Annotated in this window: 15 protein-coding genes; 7 read left to right on the forward strand and 8 right to left on the reverse strand. The window is 65.6% G+C overall.

Annotated elements, in window-relative coordinates; translation table 11 throughout:
- A partial coding sequence (locus tag VHS75_RS06025; RefSeq protein ID WP_329637707.1) for an AMP-binding protein occupies nucleotides 1–1179 on the reverse strand: 1179 nt, incomplete at its 3' end.
- Between the two features lie 72 nt (nucleotides 1180–1251).
- Nucleotides 1252–1713: an Lrp/AsnC family transcriptional regulator gene (locus tag VHS75_RS06030; RefSeq protein WP_329637708.1), complete on the reverse strand. Its 462-nt coding sequence runs from the start codon at nucleotides 1711–1713 to the stop codon at nucleotides 1252–1254.
- Nucleotides 1714–2009: 296 nt separating this feature from the next.
- On the opposite strand from VHS75_RS06030, the gene VHS75_RS06035 reads away from it, so the two are divergent.
- Both VHS75_RS06035 and VHS75_RS06040 read left to right on the forward strand, forming a co-directional pair.
- Nucleotides 2010–2270 (forward strand): SWIB/MDM2 domain-containing protein, encoded by a 261-nt coding sequence (locus tag VHS75_RS06035; RefSeq protein WP_329637709.1) that lies wholly within the window; start codon nucleotides 2010–2012, stop codon nucleotides 2268–2270.
- Between the two features lie 203 nt (nucleotides 2271–2473).
- Nucleotides 2474–3772 (forward strand): hypothetical protein, encoded by a 1299-nt coding sequence (locus tag VHS75_RS06040; RefSeq protein ID WP_329637710.1) that lies wholly within the window; start codon nucleotides 2474–2476, stop codon nucleotides 3770–3772.
- A 10-nt stretch (nucleotides 3773–3782) separates the two neighbouring features.
- Here the strand turns inward: VHS75_RS06040 and VHS75_RS06045 are convergent, their stop codons facing one another.
- Complete coding sequence (locus VHS75_RS06045; protein WP_329637711.1) at nucleotides 3783–5858, reverse strand: DUF6351 family protein; 2076 nt, start codon at nucleotides 5856–5858, stop codon at nucleotides 3783–3785.
- A gap of 349 nt (nucleotides 5859–6207) precedes the next feature.
- Here VHS75_RS06045 and VHS75_RS06050 point away from each other — a divergent pair, with 349 nt between their 5' ends.
- Entirely contained in the window at nucleotides 6208–7299 is a 1092-nt protein-coding gene (locus VHS75_RS06050) for a TauD/TfdA family dioxygenase (RefSeq protein WP_329637712.1), read from the forward strand.
- A gap of 94 nt (nucleotides 7300–7393) precedes the next feature.
- Here VHS75_RS06050 and VHS75_RS06055 read toward each other — a convergent pair whose 3' ends face one another.
- On the reverse strand, nucleotides 7394–8212 hold the full coding sequence (locus tag VHS75_RS06055) for an enoyl-CoA hydratase/isomerase family protein (RefSeq protein ID WP_329637713.1): 819 nt from the start codon (nucleotides 8210–8212) through the stop codon (nucleotides 7394–7396).
- 495 nt (nucleotides 8213–8707) lie between these two features.
- Between VHS75_RS06055 and VHS75_RS06060 the strand changes: the two genes are divergently transcribed.
- Both VHS75_RS06060 and VHS75_RS06065 read left to right on the forward strand, forming a co-directional pair.
- The gene (locus VHS75_RS06060; protein WP_329637714.1) at nucleotides 8708–9685 is read left to right on the forward strand and encodes an enoyl-CoA hydratase family protein; all 978 of its coding nucleotides are present in this window, start codon (nucleotides 8708–8710) and stop codon (nucleotides 9683–9685) included.
- A 32-nt stretch (nucleotides 9686–9717) separates the two neighbouring features.
- Complete coding sequence (locus VHS75_RS06065) at nucleotides 9718–11283, forward strand: acetolactate synthase large subunit (RefSeq protein WP_329637715.1); 1566 nt, start codon at nucleotides 9718–9720, stop codon at nucleotides 11281–11283.
- Between the two features lie 24 nt (nucleotides 11284–11307).
- Here VHS75_RS06065 and VHS75_RS06070 read toward each other — a convergent pair whose 3' ends face one another.
- Nucleotides 11308–12606 carry a Rieske 2Fe-2S domain-containing protein gene (locus VHS75_RS06070; RefSeq protein ID WP_329637716.1) on the reverse strand — a complete coding sequence of 433 codons (1299 nt, stop codon included), beginning with the start codon at nucleotides 12604–12606 and terminating at the stop codon, nucleotides 11308–11310.
- Nucleotides 12607–12894: 288 nt separating this feature from the next.
- Here VHS75_RS06070 and VHS75_RS06075 point away from each other — a divergent pair, with 288 nt between their 5' ends.
- Together VHS75_RS06075 and VHS75_RS06080 are read left to right on the forward strand one after the other, a co-directional pair.
- Nucleotides 12895–13212 carry a 2Fe-2S iron-sulfur cluster-binding protein gene (locus VHS75_RS06075; RefSeq protein WP_329637717.1) on the forward strand — a complete coding sequence of 106 codons (318 nt, stop codon included), beginning with the start codon at nucleotides 12895–12897 and terminating at the stop codon, nucleotides 13210–13212.
- A gap of 6 nt (nucleotides 13213–13218) precedes the next feature.
- Nucleotides 13219–14457, forward strand: coding sequence for an NAD(P)/FAD-dependent oxidoreductase (locus VHS75_RS06080; RefSeq protein WP_329637718.1), 1239 nt, complete (start codon nucleotides 13219–13221; stop codon nucleotides 14455–14457).
- Between the two features lie 123 nt (nucleotides 14458–14580).
- Here VHS75_RS06080 and VHS75_RS06085 read toward each other — a convergent pair whose 3' ends face one another.
- The 3 genes from VHS75_RS06085 to VHS75_RS06095 form a co-directional block, all read right to left on the reverse strand.
- Complete coding sequence (locus tag VHS75_RS06085) at nucleotides 14581–16014, reverse strand: NAD-dependent succinate-semialdehyde dehydrogenase (RefSeq protein WP_329637719.1); 1434 nt, start codon at nucleotides 16012–16014, stop codon at nucleotides 14581–14583.
- Between the two features lie 62 nt (nucleotides 16015–16076).
- A complete protein-coding gene (locus VHS75_RS06090; protein ID WP_329637720.1) occupies nucleotides 16077–17213 on the reverse strand; it encodes an acyl-CoA dehydrogenase family protein in 1137 nt (378 codons plus the stop codon).
- A 4-nt stretch (nucleotides 17214–17217) separates the two neighbouring features.
- Nucleotides 17218–18858, reverse strand: a complete 1641-nt coding sequence (locus VHS75_RS06095; protein WP_329637721.1) for an AMP-binding protein — start codon at nucleotides 18856–18858, stop codon at nucleotides 17218–17220.
- Between the last annotated feature and the right edge of the window lie 136 nt (nucleotides 18859–18994).

An 18994-nucleotide genomic window follows, 5' to 3' on the forward strand; every position in this document is an offset into this window, starting at 1 on the left:
CGGCAAGAGGCCCGAGACGGCGACCAGGCCGCGCTCGCCCGAGCCCGGCTGCACGCGGCGGCCGTCTTCGGTGAAGATCACGCAGTTGGGGCCGGGCGTGAACGCTGCGGTCTTGGCCTCCGCGCCCGGCGCCGAGGCCGAGACGCCGAGGCCCACGGCCTCAGACGAGCCGAAGCTGTCGAAGATCAGGGCGTTCTTGGCGTAGCTCAGCAGGCCCTGCTTGTTCTCCTGGCTCCACATCGAGCCGGAGGAACTCATCGACTTGACGCTCGAGAGGTCCCAGCGGCCTGGATTGGCCTCCAGCGCCTCCAGCATCGGCGTCGAGAAGGCCAGGCCGACCAGCACGATGGCCGAGGCGCCGATCCGGTCCACCTCGTCCCACAGCTCCACGGCGTTGAACTTGCGCGAGGGCAGGGTGGCGGCCGCGCCGCCCTGGTTGAAGCAGATCAGGTTCGAAAACTGGCCGGTGCCGTGCATCAGCGGGCCGGCGATCAGCGTCATCGGCCGAAGGTGTTCCGGCGACTGGATCCGCGTGGTTAGGTCCTCGATCGAGGTCGCCGGCGGGGTGCCGAGCAGGATATTGCCGCCGGCTCCGATGACGTTGAACAGGTCGTCCTGCGCCCACATCACGCCCTTGGGCATGCCGGTGGTGCCGCCGGTGTAGAGCAGCAGCAGGTCATCGCCGGACCGGCCCCAGGGGGCCGTCACCGGGCGCTGGGCGGGAATCTCCGCGACGATGGCGTCGTAGTCCTCGGCCCAGGCCGGAACCGGATAGCCGGGCTCCGCCACGGCCACCCAGGCCTTCACCCGGCCCAGCCGGCCGCGGATGGCCCCCAGCACCTCGGTGAAGCCCGCGTGGAACACCACCGCCTCAGCATCGGCGTTGTCGAACAGGTAGAAGAGCTCTTCGGGGCCGTAGCGGTAGTTGGTGTTGACCGGCGCGAAGCCGCCCTTGAAGGCCGCGAAATAGGTCTCGATGTACTCCGGCCCGTTGTAGAGGAAGGCCGCCACCTTGGCCTGCCGGCTGAGGTCCCTGGCGATGAAATGGGCGGCCAGTGCGTCGGCGCGGGCGTCGAAGTCCGCCCAGGTCAGCACCCGATCGCCCTGGATGTTGGCGGGCCGCTCAGGCTGGACGGCGGCGATCGCCTCCCACACGTCCGCGAAGGTCCAAGAACTCACTGCATCCTCCCGAAGGCCTTCTTCTTTGGATGGAAGTTGGCGTCGCGGGCGCCGCGTAAGTCAACCGCCGGCTCAGATGGGCAGCGCCGTTGTGAACTTGATCTGCTCCATGGCAAAGGACGAGGAGACGTCCTGCAGGGGCGCGGCGGCGATCAGGCGCTTGTAGAAGGCGTCGTAGGCGGCGATGTCGCGGACCACGACCTTCAGCAGATAGTCCGTCTCTCCCGACATCCGGTAGAATTCGACCACCTCCGGCAGGCCCGCCGCGCCCTTGGCGAAGGCGTTCAGCCAGTCCTCGTCATGGCGGCTGGTGCGGATGGACACGAACACCACCAGGCCCAGCTCCAGCTGCTCGCGGTCGAGGATCGCCACGCGCCGCTCGATTACGCCGGCGTCGGTCAGCCGCTTCACGCGCTTCCAGCAAGGGGTCTGCGAAAGACCCGCGCGTTCGGCCAGTTCCGCGATCGGGATCGTGGCGTCGGCCTGCAGCTCGCGCAGGATCCGCCGGTCGATGGGATCGAGAACAATCGTCATGCGCTGAGCCTCCGAGCGAGAATCTTATTCTACGATGGGCGGGATTTGCGGCGCCAGCTGGAAGAGACCTATCTGCCCCGACCGCGCCGGGCATCGCTCGGATCCCTCGGCGAGGGTCACAACGGCGTTATCGAATGGCGCCTAAATCACGGTTTTGCACGCCTGAGGCGAACCCCGAACGTTTCCTAGGTGACGCGAGGCGCATTGCGCACCTAGGATACCTGCAAGCGACTCAGTTCACGCACATTCGACGCGTGGCCGCAGACGCCTAAAATCTAGCTGGGGGAGCCCAACATATGGCTGACGCCAAGAAAACCAACGCCCTTCAAAAGCCGCTTACGCCGTCGGCTGAATTGGCCGCCGTGGTCGGTCCGGGGCAATTGTCCCGCGGCGAAGTGGTTTCCAAGATTTGGGAATACATCAAGAAGAACAACCTTCAAGACCCGAAGAACAAGCGCGACATCCTGGCTGACGCCAAGCTGAAGCCGGTCTTCGGCGGCAAGGACAAGGTCAGCATGTTCGAGATGAACAAGCACCTCGCCGGCCACCTGAAGTAGCCGACAGCCTGCGGCGGCGCATCGCGCCCGCCACAGACCTTTTGAGTCGCTGGGGCCTCGCCGGTTTGACCGGCGAGGCCCTTTGCTGTTCAAGCCGCGAGCTTTTTCGCCGTTCGAAGCGCATTTCTCGCCGTTTGGGCGCCTTCGCTTAACTCCGACCTGCGAACCATTCACCCGGCAAGGTTGCGCCGACGGAGGTGGTGGTGAGCGAAAGCGCCGCAGTGGCGAGCCATAAAGCTGAGCCGGCCGGCGCACGGCCGGAGTCTCAGGGCGCGCAGCTGGACGCCCTGGCTCAGGCCCAGCTTTCCGGCGCCATGCGGCTCGTCTCATCGGACGCCGAGGCGCAGATCGAGCGCTTCTGCGATCCGCAGCTGCTGGCCTCCGGCAAGGTCAACATCATTTCCCTAGAGGCGGTCCAGAAGCGCTTCGGCGACCGTTGGCAGACCCGCAAGGACCAGGTCTTCGACTTCGCCGAGCGGGTGCTCGAGCGCAGCCTTGGGGAACGTGGCGTCTCCGTCCAGGTCTCCGACATGGACTACCTGATCGTCCATCCCGACCTCAGCCGCATGGCCGGGCAGGCCGCCTGCCTGCGCTATCTGCGCGAGATCCTGACCCACTTCCTGGGCCATGACAGGGAAGCCGCCGGCGGCGTGCTGCAGGTCGTCCGGATCGGGCAGGGCCGGTTGCAGGCCGAGCAGGTGGACGCCACGGCGGCTGAAGCCAAGCTGGCCGCCAGCGCCGATGAAGACGGCCCGCATCGCCTGGGCCACTACGAGGATTCCGACATCACCACGAAGCTGGTGAACCGCTGGACGCCTTTCGTGGCGGTGGACGGACGCCACCTGCGGGTCTCGGCGACGCTGGAGCCGGTCTACGAACTCAAGGGCTTCACCCGCATCGGCTTCAGGATGATCCGCCGGGTGATCGTCATCTCCACCGCCGAGGAGCTTTCGTCGCAGCAGGTGGTGGCCCTGTCGGCCGCAGACATCCTGCGGGCCGACCTGGCCACCATCACCCGCGGCATCGACCGCCTGCGCGTGGAAGCCGGCGGCGAGCGCCAGCTCAGCCTGATCGTCCCGCTCTCGTTCACCAGCCTGTCCAGCCAGAAGGGCCGCGCCGAACTCGTGGAGCCGCTGAAGGAGGCGGGCAGCCTCGTCCGGTTGGGCGTCGTCTGCGATATCCTCGACATCGAGGGCGTGCCGCCCGGCGCGCTGCTGGCCGCAACCTCCCTGGTCCGGCCGTTCTCCCTGCTGGTCGTTGGACGGATGACCGGCTCGACGGCGGCGTCGATGGAGCGGATGAAGGGCGCGGGTCTGCAGGCGCTCTCCTTCGAGTGCCCGCTAGGGCTCGGCGACGCCGAGTTCACGGGCTGGGCCACCGTCACCATCGCCGCGGCGAAGAAGGTAGCGAAGTCGGTCCTGGTCTACCGCGTCGCCACGCCCCAACGGGCGGCGACGCTGGCGTCGCTCGGGGCGACCCACGTGAGCCTCGTCGCCGGCTGAGGCGTCTGCCCTAGTAGCGCTGGTAGGTTCCCTTCAGCGGGACCTGGCCGACGCCCGTCTTCGAGAAATCGCAGACGCCGGTCGGGAAGATCGCCTTCAGGCGCGCCAGCTGAGCGGCGTTGAGCTTCACCTTATAGTCGGCGGCGCTGACCGGCTTCAGGCTGCACTTCAGCACGTCGTTGGCGATCGGCGCCCCGGCCTCGATCCGCGGCTCGGAGTGGTTGGGGTACATGGTGTTGTAGCCGCCCGGGCCGTCCCAGGTCGCCTTTTCCACGTGCTTGGCGCCGTCGGGACTGAAATAGGCGTCCTTGGCCTCGGCGGGCTTGTCCTTGACCACCTTGGCGTGGCTCAGCGGCGCGGAGTCAGCGGCCAGTCTGTCCAGCCATTTGGTCATGGCGTCGAGCGCCTGGCCGGACATGAGGGCGAAGGACCTGGCGACCGCCGGATCGCCCCGCGGCCCGCCGGGCGAGGCGCCGGGGCCCACCCAGAAGACCTCGTTGTCGCCGTCGCCGTTGGCCTTCACCAGCCGCGCGCGGATCGTCATGTCGCGCTCGCGGCTGTGGATGTCGCCGAGCGGGTCGTTGTAGGTGCGGTAGTGCAGGATCGGCACGGTCGCCAGGCCCCCGCCGCCGCCATTCAGCAGGCCCGACGCATAGGCCGCCTTCAGCGCGATCGGGTCGCCGTGGCTCCGATGCTCGGAGAAGGCCCCGTCGTCGTCATAGCCGCCGATCTTCTCGTTGAGGTCGAGGAACTCGTCGACGCTGATCTTGCCGGCGTTCAGTCCTTTGAGCCCGTACTGCAGGCCGACATTGTCCTCGGTCTTGCGCGCATAGCCGGTCGCAGGATCGCGGCCGTAGATGTTGACCCGCATGTCGGCCAGGGCGCAGCGGGCGCCCTTGGGATTGGTCTGCTTGTCCCAGACCAGGCTCTGGTCCTTCAGGTCGCAGCCCGGCTTGTTGCCGGAGTTGGAGACCGGCACGAACGAGGCCTCCCAGGCGCGGCAGGTGCCGGGCGTGAAGCCCTCGACCGCGGTCTTCTTCTCCTGGCTCCAGCCCTTGCCGGCGTCGGACTTCCAATATTTCTGCAGCCCGCCGCAGTCGGCGGTGTGCAGTGTCGAATCCGGGAAGGACAGCGAGGGCTGCAGGCCGTCAAGCAGGCCCGGGTACATCTGGGTGATGGTCAGCTGCTGGATCGCCCCGCCGGACCCGCCGTTGCCGACGGTCCACTTCGGGACCCCGTGGCGCTTGATGAAGCGCTCCTTGAGCATCATCAGGGTCTCGCCCTGCAGGACGGCGTTGCCGTGCAGGTTGTTGACCAGCTCGGTGGCGACCATGTGGGCGAAGCCGCGCGACAGATAGAGGTCGCTCAAGGCCGCCTGGGCGTCGTTGACGCCCTGATTGTACTTCGCGCCCGCGCCGCCGCCGAAGCTCACCGCCAGCCGGTGGTTCCAGCCCTTGGGGTCTTCCAGCATGGCGATGCGGTAGATGCTGCGGTTGATCGTGCCGGACTCCACCCGGACCACATAGGGGACGCTGGCGCCGTCGATGGTCGTCGTGGTCGCCAGGTCGGCGGGCCGGTCCGCGGCGCTGGCCAGCGCTTTGAACTTCCCGTCCGTCGACCGGTAGAAATAGTCGGTCCGTTCGGCGGCCGAGCAGTCCTTGTCGAGCGGCTTGCCGAGCCCGGATTCCTCTGTGCGGCATTCGTAAGGGTTGATGTGCGGGCCGGACAGGATCGGTCCGGTGATCGGATAGTCGGTGACAGCCAGCGTCGCCTTGGCGCCGCCGGCGCGGGCCGACAGTGTGTTCTTGCCCTCGGTCAGGCCGCCGATCAGGCCGCGCAGGCTGTGGCTGGTCGGATCGCGCCGCAGGTCGCCGGTCACGTCCCTGCCGTTCAGCGTCAGCGTCACGCCCTTGGCGGGCCCACGGACCTCGACCAGCGCGTCGCCGCCGCTGACCATGTCTGGCCGCGAGGAGAGGATGCGGATCTTCAGCGCCGCCGCGCTATCCGCCGCCCGCGCCGCGCCGGCCAGGCCCAGAACCGCCAGCACGCCCACGGCCAGCCGCCGCGTCGCCACGCCCATACCCATCGCCCGTCCTCCCAGACTTTCTGCAAGCTTGTCTGCTTACGGGCGCGGACGCAATCGCCGGGCGCAGACGCGGAGCGGCCCCGGAGGGGAAGAGCTGTGTCTTCGGAAGGAAATGGTGGTGGGGGCAGTCGCCTGGCAACGTGTCTCTGCGCAGGGAATCCCCACGCACCGCGTTGGGACAATTGTTGATAGCGCCCACAGGATGGCAGCTGGGCGAGGGAGGATGTGAGTCCTGCCAGCTCCACCATGTCCCTCGGCGCAATCAACTGGCCTGCGCGTAGCTCGGTTGCCATCGAAGGCCGCGGCTGCAATACTCATGAATGAGTGATCGTTCATACAGGGGAATGCCATGAGCCAGGCTGTCTCGAAATCTCAGTCCATCAGCGGCGCTTCGGCATGGCGCGCCGACGACTTCAAGAACATGAGCGATTTCACGCTTCAGCTGCCGGCGGAGGCTGTCCGCGAACTTGAGGTGGCGAGCCAGACCGAAGCGTTCCAAAACGCCGAGCTCCGTAGCCTCAACGCAGCTGAGTTCAAGCTCGACGCGCTCCGTGCGACGATGGCGAGCATTCAGGACACCTTGAAGACGGGTCGCGGTTTCGTCGTCGTGGATGGGATTCCCGAAGACAAATACAGTCTCCCGGTCTTGGAGAAGTTCTACTGGCTCATCGGGTCCTGCCTGGGAACACCAGTGTGTCAGAGCGCGGCTGGTGACGTCCTGGGCTATGTCCAAGACGAGACGAAGCCCGGCGAGAAGCCGGCTGCCCGCTCATATAAGGCCCGCGGCGCCCTCAATATGCATACCGATGCTGGTGACATGATGGGGCTGATGTGCATCCGCCAAGCGAAGGCTGGCGGCGAGAGCGTGATCTGCAGTGTCCACTCAATCTACAACGACATCCTCGAAAAGGCTCCGCACGTCTTGCCGACCCTCCAACGAGGGTTCCACTATCACCGTCGTGGCGAGCAAAAGGAGGGGCTGCCGATCATCACGCCCTACTTCATTCCCGCCTTGGGCGACTTCGAGGGCACTGTTCTCTCGCACTACGTCCGGACGACGATCGAACTGGCCGGACGGGATGGCCAGGCCCTGACGGAGCTGGAACGAGAAGCGCTGGACACCTTCGACTCCTTCGCCGGCAGTGATGAGAACGTCCTCGAATTCAAGCTGTCCCCCGGGCAGATCTTCTTCGCCAACAACTATACGACCCTGCACGCGCGGTCTGAGTTCGAAGACGACGACGACGCCTCGAAGAAGCGCTTGCTGCTGCGCCTTTGGCTGGACGCCATTCCGGAATGGAACGTTCCGCGCGAGTACCTGGTCTACGAGAACGACAAGGGTCGGGGCGGGATCGATCCGAAGGCCGGCGGGCAACGGGCGCCAGATCAATATATCTTCACCTTGGCGCCCGACCGAAAGGCGCCGGCGCGCACGGCTTGACGCCTTAGGACTATCCCTGGAGATCCGCGGCACGCCGCCGCGGCTCCGGCTTCACGGCCGCTGCGGCGTCGAACGGGCGCGTGGCGCCCACAGATCAGCGATTGCCGGTGAGGAAGGCCATCAGCCGCGAGCGCGTCTCGGCATCCGACATGAGCCGCCCGGTCTCGAGGATTTCAGCCGCTAGGCCTTCAGGCTGAAGCATCAGCGCGCGCCTCAGGCAGACCTTGGCGGCCCTCAAGGCCCCCACTGGAAGCGCCGCCACTCTATCGACCAAGGACGAGGTCTCTCGGGGCAGGTCGGCGGCCGGGAATGCCCATTGGACGAGACCCAGCTGCTGCGCCTCGGCGCCGGAGAGGAGTTCGCCGGTCAAGATGAGGCGCGCGGCGATGCCAGGGCCGCATAACACGGACAATCGTTGAGTTCCGCCAGCGCCGGGGAACAAACCGACCTTGACCTCCGGCAAACCCAATTTTGCCTCGTGGGCCGCGACGCGAAGATCGCAGGCGAGGGCGAGTTCTAACCCGCCTCCCAGCGCATAGCCATTGAGCTCAGCCACGGTAACGCCCGGAAAGTCCGAGAGTTGTTCATAGACCTCATGGAATCGGCGGTTGGTCGCCATCATGACATGGTCGCCGTCCGGCCGGTCGATCCGCGCCTTCACCATGCGCAGATCCGCGCCCGCGCTGAACATTTCACGATCGCTGCGGATGTGAACGACGGAAACTCCCTCAGCCTCACAGCGGGCGAGGGCCTCGAGGAGCTGGTCCAGGAAGGCGTCATCGATCTGGTTCACGGGCGCACGGTTGAGAGTGATCGAACCCACCGACCCGGCGACCGCCACCCGCACATGCTGCAGTTCACGCTCGGTCGGCTGATCGGCTCCGGCCGTTCTGGCCTCCACGTCCTGCGACATGCGCAGCTCCCTCCGGCCCGGTTGCGCTCTGGATATCGCGACGCAACAGCGAACGATTGATCATTCATATGCATCTCGCGGATCGCCGCTGTCAACGTGGCGACTCCCAGGCCCGCCGATGCAAATCCGGAACGAAACTTTACCGGCGCGCCTGTGTATCAAGCGACATCCGGATCTGACCCCCCTGGCGACAGTTAAAACTGACCCCCCTGGGTTGATGGTTGGCGGCTCATCCCCGGAGTCCACAGGCGGGTCCCGCGCGTAGCGGAGCGCCTCCGCGCGGCTGGCGTAGCGAAGCGCGGGTGCCTGTGGGCCCCCGGGCGTTGAGCCGCCGGGGGTGGGGGTCTGGGGGCGGGGCCAATTCGGGCCTTGACAGACGCGCGCCGCGATGTTGAACGATTGTTCACTCAATCGACTAGCTGCGGGGTCACTCGCGATCGTGGGAACGTGTGGTCAAGGGTTCGCGACGTTGGAGAACCGGTCGCAAAGGGCGGCATGCTGGAAAGCCTGGATGCCTCCGACCTCGGTCACTCCAACCTGCCACCGGCGCCACGCCATGGCTGGGCGCACGTCAATTGGCCGATGGCCGATCGGCGCGGTTTCAACAATTCTGAAGGAAGCAACATGACCGTCCAGTTCCCGCCCCCTGGGGCCGATTTCACCCAGTTCAAGCCGAAGCACTTCAAGTGGGAGATGAGCGGCAAGGTTGCGACCATCACCCTTGATCGACCCGAACGGAAGAATCCTCTGACACTCGAGTCCTACGCGGAGCTTCGGGACACATTCAGGGCGCTGAGCTACGCGCGCGAAGTCAGCGCGGTGGTAATCACGGGATCGGGCGGCAATTTCTGCTCCGGCGGCGATGTGCACGAGATCATCGGTCCCTTGGTTCGCCTGAAGGAGGCCGGCGACATGGCTGGTCTGCTCGAGTTCACCCGAATGACGGGCGATTTCGTCAAGGCCATGCGCCACTGTCCGCAACCCATCATTTCAGCGGTCGACGGCGTTTGCGCAGGGGCCGGAGCTATCATCGCCATGGCATCGGATATCCGCCTTGGCACGGCCGCCGCCAAGGTCGCGTTCCTGTTCGTCCGCGTGGGCCTGGCCGGCGCCGACATGGGCGCTTGCAACATCCTCCCGCGGCTGATCGGAGCCGGGCGCGCGTCGGAGCTTCTCTACACCGGGCGCTCCGTCGATGGAGCCGAGGGTGAGCGGTGGGGCTTCTTCAATCGTCTTTGCGAGCCTGAAACCCTGCTTGCGGACGCCCAAGCCCTAGCGGCCTCGATCGCGGACGGTCCGACCTTCGCCCACGGGATCACCAAAACCTGCCTCCATCAGGAATGGAGCATGGGGATCGACGAGTCGATCGAGGCCGAAGCGCAGGCGCAAGCCATCTGCATGCAGACCGAGGACTACAGCCGGGCCTATCATGCCTTTGTCGCGAAGCAACGGCCGGTGTTCCAAGGTAACTAGGCCGCGCGTTAGCGGGGCGGGAACCAGACAAAATGAGTGATGTGCCGAAGCCGGCCAGCGGCGCCGAGAGTCTGGTGTGGACGCTCCTGGGCGGAGGCGTCGATGTCTGCTTCGCCAATCCTGGGACGTCCGAGATGCACTTTGTCTCGGCGCTCGATCGCATCCATCCGATGCGGTGTGTGCTGGGGTTGTTCGAAGGCGTTGTGACCGGCGCGGCGGATGGATATTACCGGGCCGCCGGACGACCCGCGTCGACGCTGCTGCACCTGGGCCCGGGCTTGAGCAACGGTTCGGCGAATTTGCACAACGCGCGGAAGGCCCGGTCTGGGATCGTCAACATTGTTGGCGAGCACTCAACCGCGCACCTGCGCTACGACGCGCCGTTGTCCAGCGACGTGCCGGGCCTCGCGAGGCCCGTGTCCGACTGGATGACGATCTCAGCGCCGGGCCGGGTTGCCGAAGACGCTGCTGGCGCGATCCTCGCCGCCAGAGGCAGACCTGGGAAGGTGGCGACCCTAATACTGCCTGCCGACGCCTCCTGGGGTCCTCCAGAACGCGTCGCAGCGCCTCGCCCGCTGGAGCCATCCGCCCCCGTGCCGGAGGCTAGCGTCATTGCGGCGGCGCGCGCGCTTTGCAGCGGCCGCCCATCAATGCTGCTGCTGGCAGGCGAGGCGCTTCGAGGTCGGGCCCGCGAGCTTGCTGGCCGCATCTCCGCGGCGACGGGCTGCAAGCTGCTGTCAGAGCAATACAACGCCCGGGTGGAACGCGGCGCGGGTCGCGTGGTCATCCCGCAGCTGCCAGTGCCAGCGGGGCCGGCCCTAGAGACGTTCGCAGGCGTCCAAGAGCTCATTCTCGTGGGCGCCCGCGCGCCGGTGTCCTTCTTCGCCTACCCGGGCCGACCCAGCGTGCTCACGTCCGATCACTGCGTCATCACCAAGTTGGCGGATCCGGAGCATGACCTCGAGCAGGCCTTGGACGCGCTCGCCATCGAACTCGGCGCGGCCCAGACGCCACCTGCGGGTGTCGCCGAGCATGTCGAGCAGCAACTCCCCACTGGCAAGATCACATCTGAGGGTCTGGCTGCCATCCTGGCGGCCCAAATCCCGGACAACGCTTTCGTTGTCGACGAGGCGATCACCACGGGCCGAGTGTTCCTCCCGCTCACGACCTCGGCCCGGCCGCACGATTGGGCAAGCATCATGGGCGGATCCTTGGGCTATGGCCTCCCAGTGGCGATCGGCGCCGCTGTGGCTGCGCCCGACCGCAAAGTCATCGCGCTAGAGGGCGACGGTAGCGCGATGTATACGCCCCAGGCACTCTGGACGATGGCCCGGGAGGGTCTCGATATAACCATCCTGGTGTTCGCCAACCGGCGCTACCAGGTGCTCCTTTCGGAGCTCTCGAACGTTGGCGCCATGAACCCCGGTCGCCGGGCCTTGGATGTGCTCTCCATCGGAGATCCTGACATACAGTGGACAGGGCTGGCGCGGTCGCTCGGTGTGGAGGCGGGACGGGCTGAGACTCTGGAAGAGGTCAGCCGTGAGCTCGCCCGCGGCCTGGCTTCAACGGGCCCTTACCTTGTCGAGGTGGTGATTTAGCTGAGGAGCGGCCCGAGCCTCGAGTCATTCCGCCGGGACGGCGTCCTTGAGGCTGCCCGGCGCCTTGGACAGGCGCGACCGGCGCCGCGCCCGCTCTTCTGCCACCCAGGTCTTCCAATCGGTGGACAGACCATGCACTCCGGCGATGCCGGCAATGGAGACGTAGTCCACTGGACCCTCGTGGGCGAGCGCGGCTGTGCCCGTCTCGGGAATCCGATCAAGCAGGTAGCGCCGCAAATAGCCAATCGCCGCATCTGAGGGACCAAGGAACTCCCGCTTCGGGTCGGTCCAGCGACCTTGGGCCTCACCGGCGACGATGTCCTCAAAGAGGATGCTGTTGAGGCCAGTGAAACTGTCCTGGTTCCTCACCTTATCCCGATTTTGGCCCCAGAATGGCTGCTCGCGAAGCGAACCACAGTAGTTGTCGTCGTTCAGGTCGGCGCCCTGCAGGGCGAAGGCGCGGATGTCTGGCGTCATCGGACCGTCGGGCGTGAACCAGAAGAACCAGAACATGGTCCGGAAATTGTCGATGGGCGTCAGGCAAACAAAAAGCTGCCGCTCCGCCGTGGAATTCCCGACGAACACGCCGCTGGGGGCGACGTATTCATGCACGCGCATGTGCGTCTGGCCGTCGGGCAAGCTGCGGATCGCTGCGTAGCTGAAGCCGTATTCCGTAGGTTCAATCTCGATCTTTGGCACCAGGTTCTGGCCAGACATCAAGACGTCCTGGCTCACCTTGGCGCCGGGCGAAGGAGGGACGCCCACCCAATCGGCGTGCAGGACGCCGACGTGGGACGGGTCGAGAACGCCTTCCACTCCGGTCAGCCAGTTGTATTCACACATGCCCACTCGGGCGTAGAGCCGATCCGCAGGGAGCTGGTTGAATAGGAAATCGGGGAAGGGGGGTGGCGCCTTTCGGTCGAGGCAGACCCACAGCGCGCCGCCGGCTTCACGGGTGGGGTAGGACCGCAAGGGGACCCGTGACGTGAACTTGGGGTCGGCCTCGCTCGGCGTGTCAATGCATTTGCCGGAGACATGGAATTTCCAGCCATGGAAGACGCAAACCAGGGAGTCGTCCTTGGGGTGGGCGATCGACAAGGAACAGCCGCGATGAGGACAGTGTTCGTCAAACACCGCCACCTCACCGTTTGCGGCGCGGAACGCCACAAGCGGTTCACCCAGCAAAGTAAAGGGTACGGGCGAACCGCCCGCTTCCAGTCGCTCGATGCGAAGGACAGGCAACCACGAAGACCGAAATGCCTCGCCAACAGGCGTACTCTTGGAGACGTCGCAGAGGCGTTGCGCCAGCGGCCCGGTGAGCATTTCGACCTTCCTACGTCTTGTTTTGCGCCGGCGCGCAAATCGGCCGCGTCAGCTTCGCTCGCCACTCATTGAATGAGCGTTCGCTCATCGAAATTGTACGAGCGCGGCGTCCTGGGAGTCAATTGTGCAATCGCCCTGCAGCGGCGGCGGCGGCGGCGTCGCGCGGCGGCCATAAAAATTGCCATATCTACATGAACGATCATTCGTTCAAATTGACGTAGCCGTTGATGATCCGCCATAGTGGACGGTGGTGACAGGCTACCGTTGAACCTATTCGGAGGAACCAGCGTGGCGACATTGCATGTGTCGACGCGGGCGGGAGTCGCTGTCCTAGTCGAGGGCAAGGACAACCATTCGGTCATGGAGTTGATCCGCGCGAGCGGGATCGGCGACATCGAGGCGATCTGCGGTGGGTCCTGCGCGTGCGCCACTTGTCACGTCTACGTCGACGACTCGTTCCGGGATCGGCTTCCTCGGATGACTGAAGACGAGGACGACCTCTTGGATACCTCGACCCACCGCGGCGAACGCTCGCGCCTGTCATGTCAGCTCACCTGGACCGAGCAGCTGGATGGTCTCCGCGTCGAAATCGCGCCAGCCGACTGATCCGCAATGAACGCGTCGGACGTCGTCATCGTAGGGGCCGGGCACGGCGGCTCACAGGCCGCGATAGTCCTTCGCCAGCTGAACTTTGACGGCGCCATCACGATCGTCGGCGACGAACCGCATCTGCCCTACGAACGCCCGCCGCTATCCAAAGACTATCTCGCGGGCGACAAGACGTTCGAACGATGCCTAATCCGGCCTGCGGCCTTCTGGACGGAGCAGCGCATCACCATGCGGCTCGGCCATCGCGTCGCTGCGGTCAGACCGGAGACCCGCCGTCTGGAGTTTCAGGATGGGGGCGAACTCAACTACGGGGTCTTGATCTGGGCCGCTGGCGGCAAGCCGCGCATGCTCGCATGCCCAGGCGCCGATTTCCCGGAAGTCCACACCGTTCGCGACCGCGCCGATGTCGACGCGCTCGTCGGGCAGCTCGGTCGTGGGGATCGGGTGGTGGTCGTGGGCGGTGGGTTCATTGGCCTTGAAGCGGCGGCGGTGCTCACTAAGCTCGGCAAGCGTGTGGTGGTTCTGGAGGCGCTCGATCGCTTGCTGCCACGCGTCGCGGGCGAGGGCATCTCGCGGTTCTACGAAGCGGAACATCGCGCCCAGGGCGTCGATGTCCGCACGGACGCCGCCGTGGAATGTCTTGAAGGGCGAGACGGCCACCTAACCGGGGTGCGGCTGAAGGACGGACAAGTCCTGCCGGCCGACCTGGTCATCGTCGGCATCGGCATCAACCCCTCTGTCGCGCCGATTCTCGCGGCGGGTGCGGTGGGCGACATCGGCGTTGAGGTCGACGAGGCGTGCCGCACCAGCCTGCCAAACGTCTACGCGATAGGAGACTGCGCGGTCCAGGCAAACCCGTTCGCCGAAGGCCGGCGTGTGCGCATCGAGTCGGTACAGAATGCGACGAATCAGGCCGGAGTCGCCACTCGACATCTGATGGGCCTTGATGGACCAAGCCCAGCGGCGCCGTGGTTCTGGTCGGACCAGTACGATCTCAAGCTGCAGACCGTTGGATTGGCCGCCGGCTACGACGCGACAGTCTTGCGCGGCGATCCGGCAACGCGATCGTTCTCCGTCGTCTATCTGCGTGACGGTCGCGTCGTCGCGTTGGATTGCGTCAACGCGACGCGAGACTATGTGCAGGGCCGACGCCTGGTCGAACTTGGGCTTCGGATCGATCCGGCCTTGCTGTCGGACGTCGAGCAGCCCCTCAAGGAGTTTGCATCGGGGCAGGCGGGCTAAATGAAGCCGTCCGGGCGCCGAAGACGTCATTCCCTCAGGCACTGATTCCGGTGCGGCTCCGAAGGAGCAATGCTTCCTGTCCGCGGCCGTCGACAGCCGGCATCGTCTCAAGGATCGGCGCGTCTAGTCGGCGAGCGTCGTGACGAGCTTTAGATTGAAGTAGGCCTCAAGGGCCTCGCTCCCGCCCTCGCTTCCATGGCCGGAACTCTTGACGCCGCCGAAGTGCAGTTCGGGCAGTGCCAGGCCCGAGTGGTTGATCGAAATCATGCCCGCCTCGATCTCGCGCCCAAAGGTTGCCGCGAGTTTCGCCGAGCCGGTGAAAGCGTAGGCGGCGAGGCCATAGTCGAGGCGGTTAGCTTCCTCAATCACCGCCGGCACGTCACGCGTCCTGTTGAGCACGGCGACGGGGCCGAATGCCTCCTCGTTCATGATCCGCGCCTCCATGGGCACGTCCCGAAGCACCGTCGGCGCGTAGAAGAAGCCTCGATTTCCGATCCGGCGTCCACCGCAGGCCAAGTCCGCACCTCTGGCCACGGCGTCCTGGACCAGGGCGTCCACCGCTTCAAGGCGCCGGGCATGGGCCAGCGGCCCCATCTGGCCGCCCGCGTGCGCATCCGGACCAACGTCGAGGCCCTTCGCAAACGCGACAAACGCCGTCGAGAAAGCATCGAACACGCTATCGTGGACGAGAAAACGGGTCGGCGAAATGCAGACTTGGCCGGCATTGCGAAACTTGGCGGCCGCGAGCACGCGCACAGCTGCAGGCGTGTCCGCGTCATCCCAGACGATGGCGGGCGCATGGCCGCCGAGTTCCATCGTGGTGCGTTTCAGATGCTCGCCCGCGAGCGCCGATAAGCGGCGTCCGATCGCGGTGGACCCGGTGAACGAGATCTTCCGAATGATGGGGCTGGAGATCAAGTGTTCGGAGATAGTCGAAGGCTCCCCGACGACAAATCCAATCACGGTCGGCGGAACGCCCGCTTCGAGAAAGATCCGGACCAACTCCATCGCCGTGGCCGGCGTCTCTTCGGCAGGCTTGAGGATGACGGAGCACCCCGCCGCGAGGGCGGCCGAAATCTTGCGCGCCGGCTGATTGATCGGGAAATTCCATGGTGTGAAAGCCGCGACCGGCCCCACAGGCTCGCGCGTGAGGACCTGCTGCACCAGATCGGCGCGCGCCGGAATGACCTGGCCGTAGGCTCTACGCCCTTCCTCCGCGAACCATTCGACGATGTCGGCAGACGACTGGACTTCGATCGCAGCCTCTGCGGGCGGCTTGCCGAGTTCGAGCGTCAGGATCGCAGCGAACTCCGAGGCGCGCTCGCGAAGCAGGCCGGCGGCGCGGCGCATGATCTTGCAGCGCTCAAAGGCAGAGACGCGGCTCCAGATTCGAAAGCCCTCCAGCGAGGCGGCCAGGGCGCGGTCGAGATCCGCCTTGCTGACGCAGACATATTCCCCGAGCGGCTCCCCGGTGGCGGGATTCAGCACCGCACGTCTGTGGGAGTCCGAACCGGGCGCCCAGCTGCCCTGAATGTGCTGCAAGACTTCTGGATACATCTCGACCTCTATCCCGGTTTTCCCGAATCTGCGGCTCGGCGGCAACGTGCGGAGATGCGGTGTCAGCTCGGCGCCAAGGCGCGGCTGATCACCAGCCGCTGGATGTCATTGGTGCCTTCATAAATCTTGGTGACGCGCACTGCCCGGTAGATTCTCTCGACCTCATAGTCGGCGATGTAGCCGTTGCCGCCAAAGGTCTGCAGGGCGTCGGAACACACCCGCTCGGCTGTTTCGGAGGCAAACAGTTTCGCCATTGAGGCTTCGAGCAGACAGGGCCGGCCGGCGCTCTTGAGGGCCGCAGCGTGAAGCACGAGCTGCTCCGCGGCCGCCACGGCAGTGGCCATATCGGCGATCCGGAAAGAGACCGCCTGGTAGTCGTAGATTTTGCGTCCGAAAGCCTTGCGCTCCTGGGCGTAGGCCAGGGCCATCTCCGTCGCCGCCCGCGCCATTCCGACCGCTTGGGCGGCGATCCCGATCCGCCCGCCCTCAAGATTGGAAAGGGCGATCCGGTAGCCCTGACCGGGCTCGCCCAGCAGGCTGTCATCCGGAACCTCCACGTCCTCCAGGCCGATCTCGCAGGTGTCCGAGGCGTTCTGCCCCATCTTCTTTTCGGTCCTGGCCACGCGGTAGCCGGGATTGTCAGTCGGAACGAGGAAGGCGCTAATGCCGCGCTTGCCAGCAGCAGGGTCTGTGCGTGCAAAGACCACCGCCAAGTCGGCGATGGATCCGCTGGTGATGAACTGCTTGCGGCCGTTCAGCCGCCAGCCATTTGGCGTCCGCTCGGCGCGGGTGAGAAGGGCCGACGCATCAGAGCCGCTCTGCGGCTCCGTGAGACAAAAGCAGCTGAGCTTCTCCCCCAAGGCCAGGGGTCGAAGGTAGCGTTCCTTTTGCGCTGAGGTTCCGTACTCGAGGATCGGCCCGCAGCCGACCGAGTTGTGGCCGCTCATGATCGTTGAGGTCGCGCCGTCGCCGGCGGCGATCTCGATCAACGCCAGAGCGTACCCCACATAGTCCAGACCCGCTCCGCCCCATTCCTCTGGAACGGTCAGGCCGAGGAGGCCGAGGCGGCCCATCTCCGTCAGGACCGAACGCGGAAGTCGGGCCTCGGTCTCCCATTGCGCCGAGTTTGGTGCGAGTTGCTCCCGGGCGAAGGCGCGCGCGACATCGCGGATCATCGACTGTTCTTCGGTGAGTATCATGCGCCTACTCCGCCGTCGCCAAACCGACGACCAGGGACTTGGCGACGGCGCGCAGCGCGACTTTCTGTATCTTGCCGCTGGCCGTGCGCGGCAATTCCTCCATCAATTCCACACGCTCCGGCATGTACTGACGTGCGAGTTGGAATTCCTCCAAGAATGTGACCACCTCACCAAGGGAAATATCTGCGCCGGGGCGGGCGACGACAAAGGCGCATGCGCGCTCGCCTAGCCGTGGATCGGGCATGGCCACGATCGCCACGTCGACGATGTCGGGGTGCTTGTAGAGGAGGTTTTCAACCTCCACGACGGGGATGTTCTCGCCGCCGCGTATGATGACGTCCTTCGCCCGTCCGGTGATCCGGATGTAGCCATCCGCTGAGAGGCGCGCGATGTCACCGGTTTCGAACCAGCCCTCCCGGTCGATCTCGTTGAGTTCCGGCCGTTTCAGATACCCGACGAAGCAACTCGGCGTTCGGGCCTGGAGGCGGCCCTCCTCACTTGGTTGCGCCGGCCGACCAACCCGGCTGACGACGCGGACTTCCATGCCTCGGAGCGGCCGGCCATCGGTCTCGGCGGCGCGCGCCGTAGGATCGTCCAACAGAGTGGACGTCACGGTGCCGTTTTCCGTCATGCCCCAGGCCGACACGATATGTGCGCCGAGGAGTTCGCGCGCCCTTGTTACGAGCACGGATGGAATTGGGGCTCCGGCGGTGACAAAAACCCGCAGCGAGCGCATCGAACTCGGGGACTGCTCGGCGACAGCCGTCAGGTCGGCCAGGAACGGCGTGGAGGCCATGGTGAAGGTGACACCCTCCGCCCTGATGATCTCGGCGCCGCGCTCGGCGTTCCAGACATCCATGAGGACAAGCGGACAGCCGAGGCGGACGGCCAGCATCATGCCGTAGGCGAAGCCCGTCTGATGGGCCAAGGGCGACGCCATCAGCACTGTATCGTCGGACGTGAGGCGGAACCTGTCGATGAATGCCGACAACGCGCTCATGAGCGTGTTGGAGGTGTGCATGACACCTTTGGGCTGGCCGGTGGTGCCAGAGGTGTAGAGGATCTCGATGACGTCGTTTGGCCCGGACGGGACGCGGCTGGGCTCAGTGCCATCGGACGCGGCGAGCAGGGTATCGAACGAATTCTCGCCTTCACCCCCGACGACTAGCACGCCCTGCAGGCCGGGAAGTTCGGCCCGAATGCCATCGATCATCTGGACATAGTCGAAATTTCGGAACGTCTTCGGAATGATCAGCAGCTTCGATTCCGCGAACGCCAGCATGAAGCGTAGTTCCCGCTCGCGAAAAATCGGCATGAGCGGATTGCTGACGGCGCCGATCTTCAGGCAGGCGAGATGGAGGGCCACGGCCTGCCACCAATTGGGGAGGACGTAGGACACGACGTCGCCGGGGGCGATGCCCCGGCGCGCCAAGTTACGAGAGATCGCTTCTGCGCGCTCGGCAAGCTCCCGATAGCTCAACTCGACGCGCGTGTTTTCCGAGCTTCTGTATTCCACGATTGCGGGCGCGTGGGGGCTCAAACGAACTTCCCGCTCTAGATCCTCCAGAAGCACGCGGTCCGCCCAGTGACCCTTGGCGCCCATCTCCGCGATGCGCTCGGACGTCAGGAACACCTTCATGTCCATGTGATGACTCCCCGCCCGAATTCAGCGCCGTTTCGCCAACCGTTGCAATCGACCGATTGTTCATTCAGCATAAGTCTGCGACTTGGCGGAATCCAGTCCCATTCGCAAGCGCGATCCCACCCGTCAGGCCAGGAGG

The sequence above is a fragment of the Phenylobacterium sp. genome, from assembly GCF_036264965.1.
GTDB lineage: Bacteria > Pseudomonadota > Alphaproteobacteria > Caulobacterales > Caulobacteraceae > Phenylobacterium.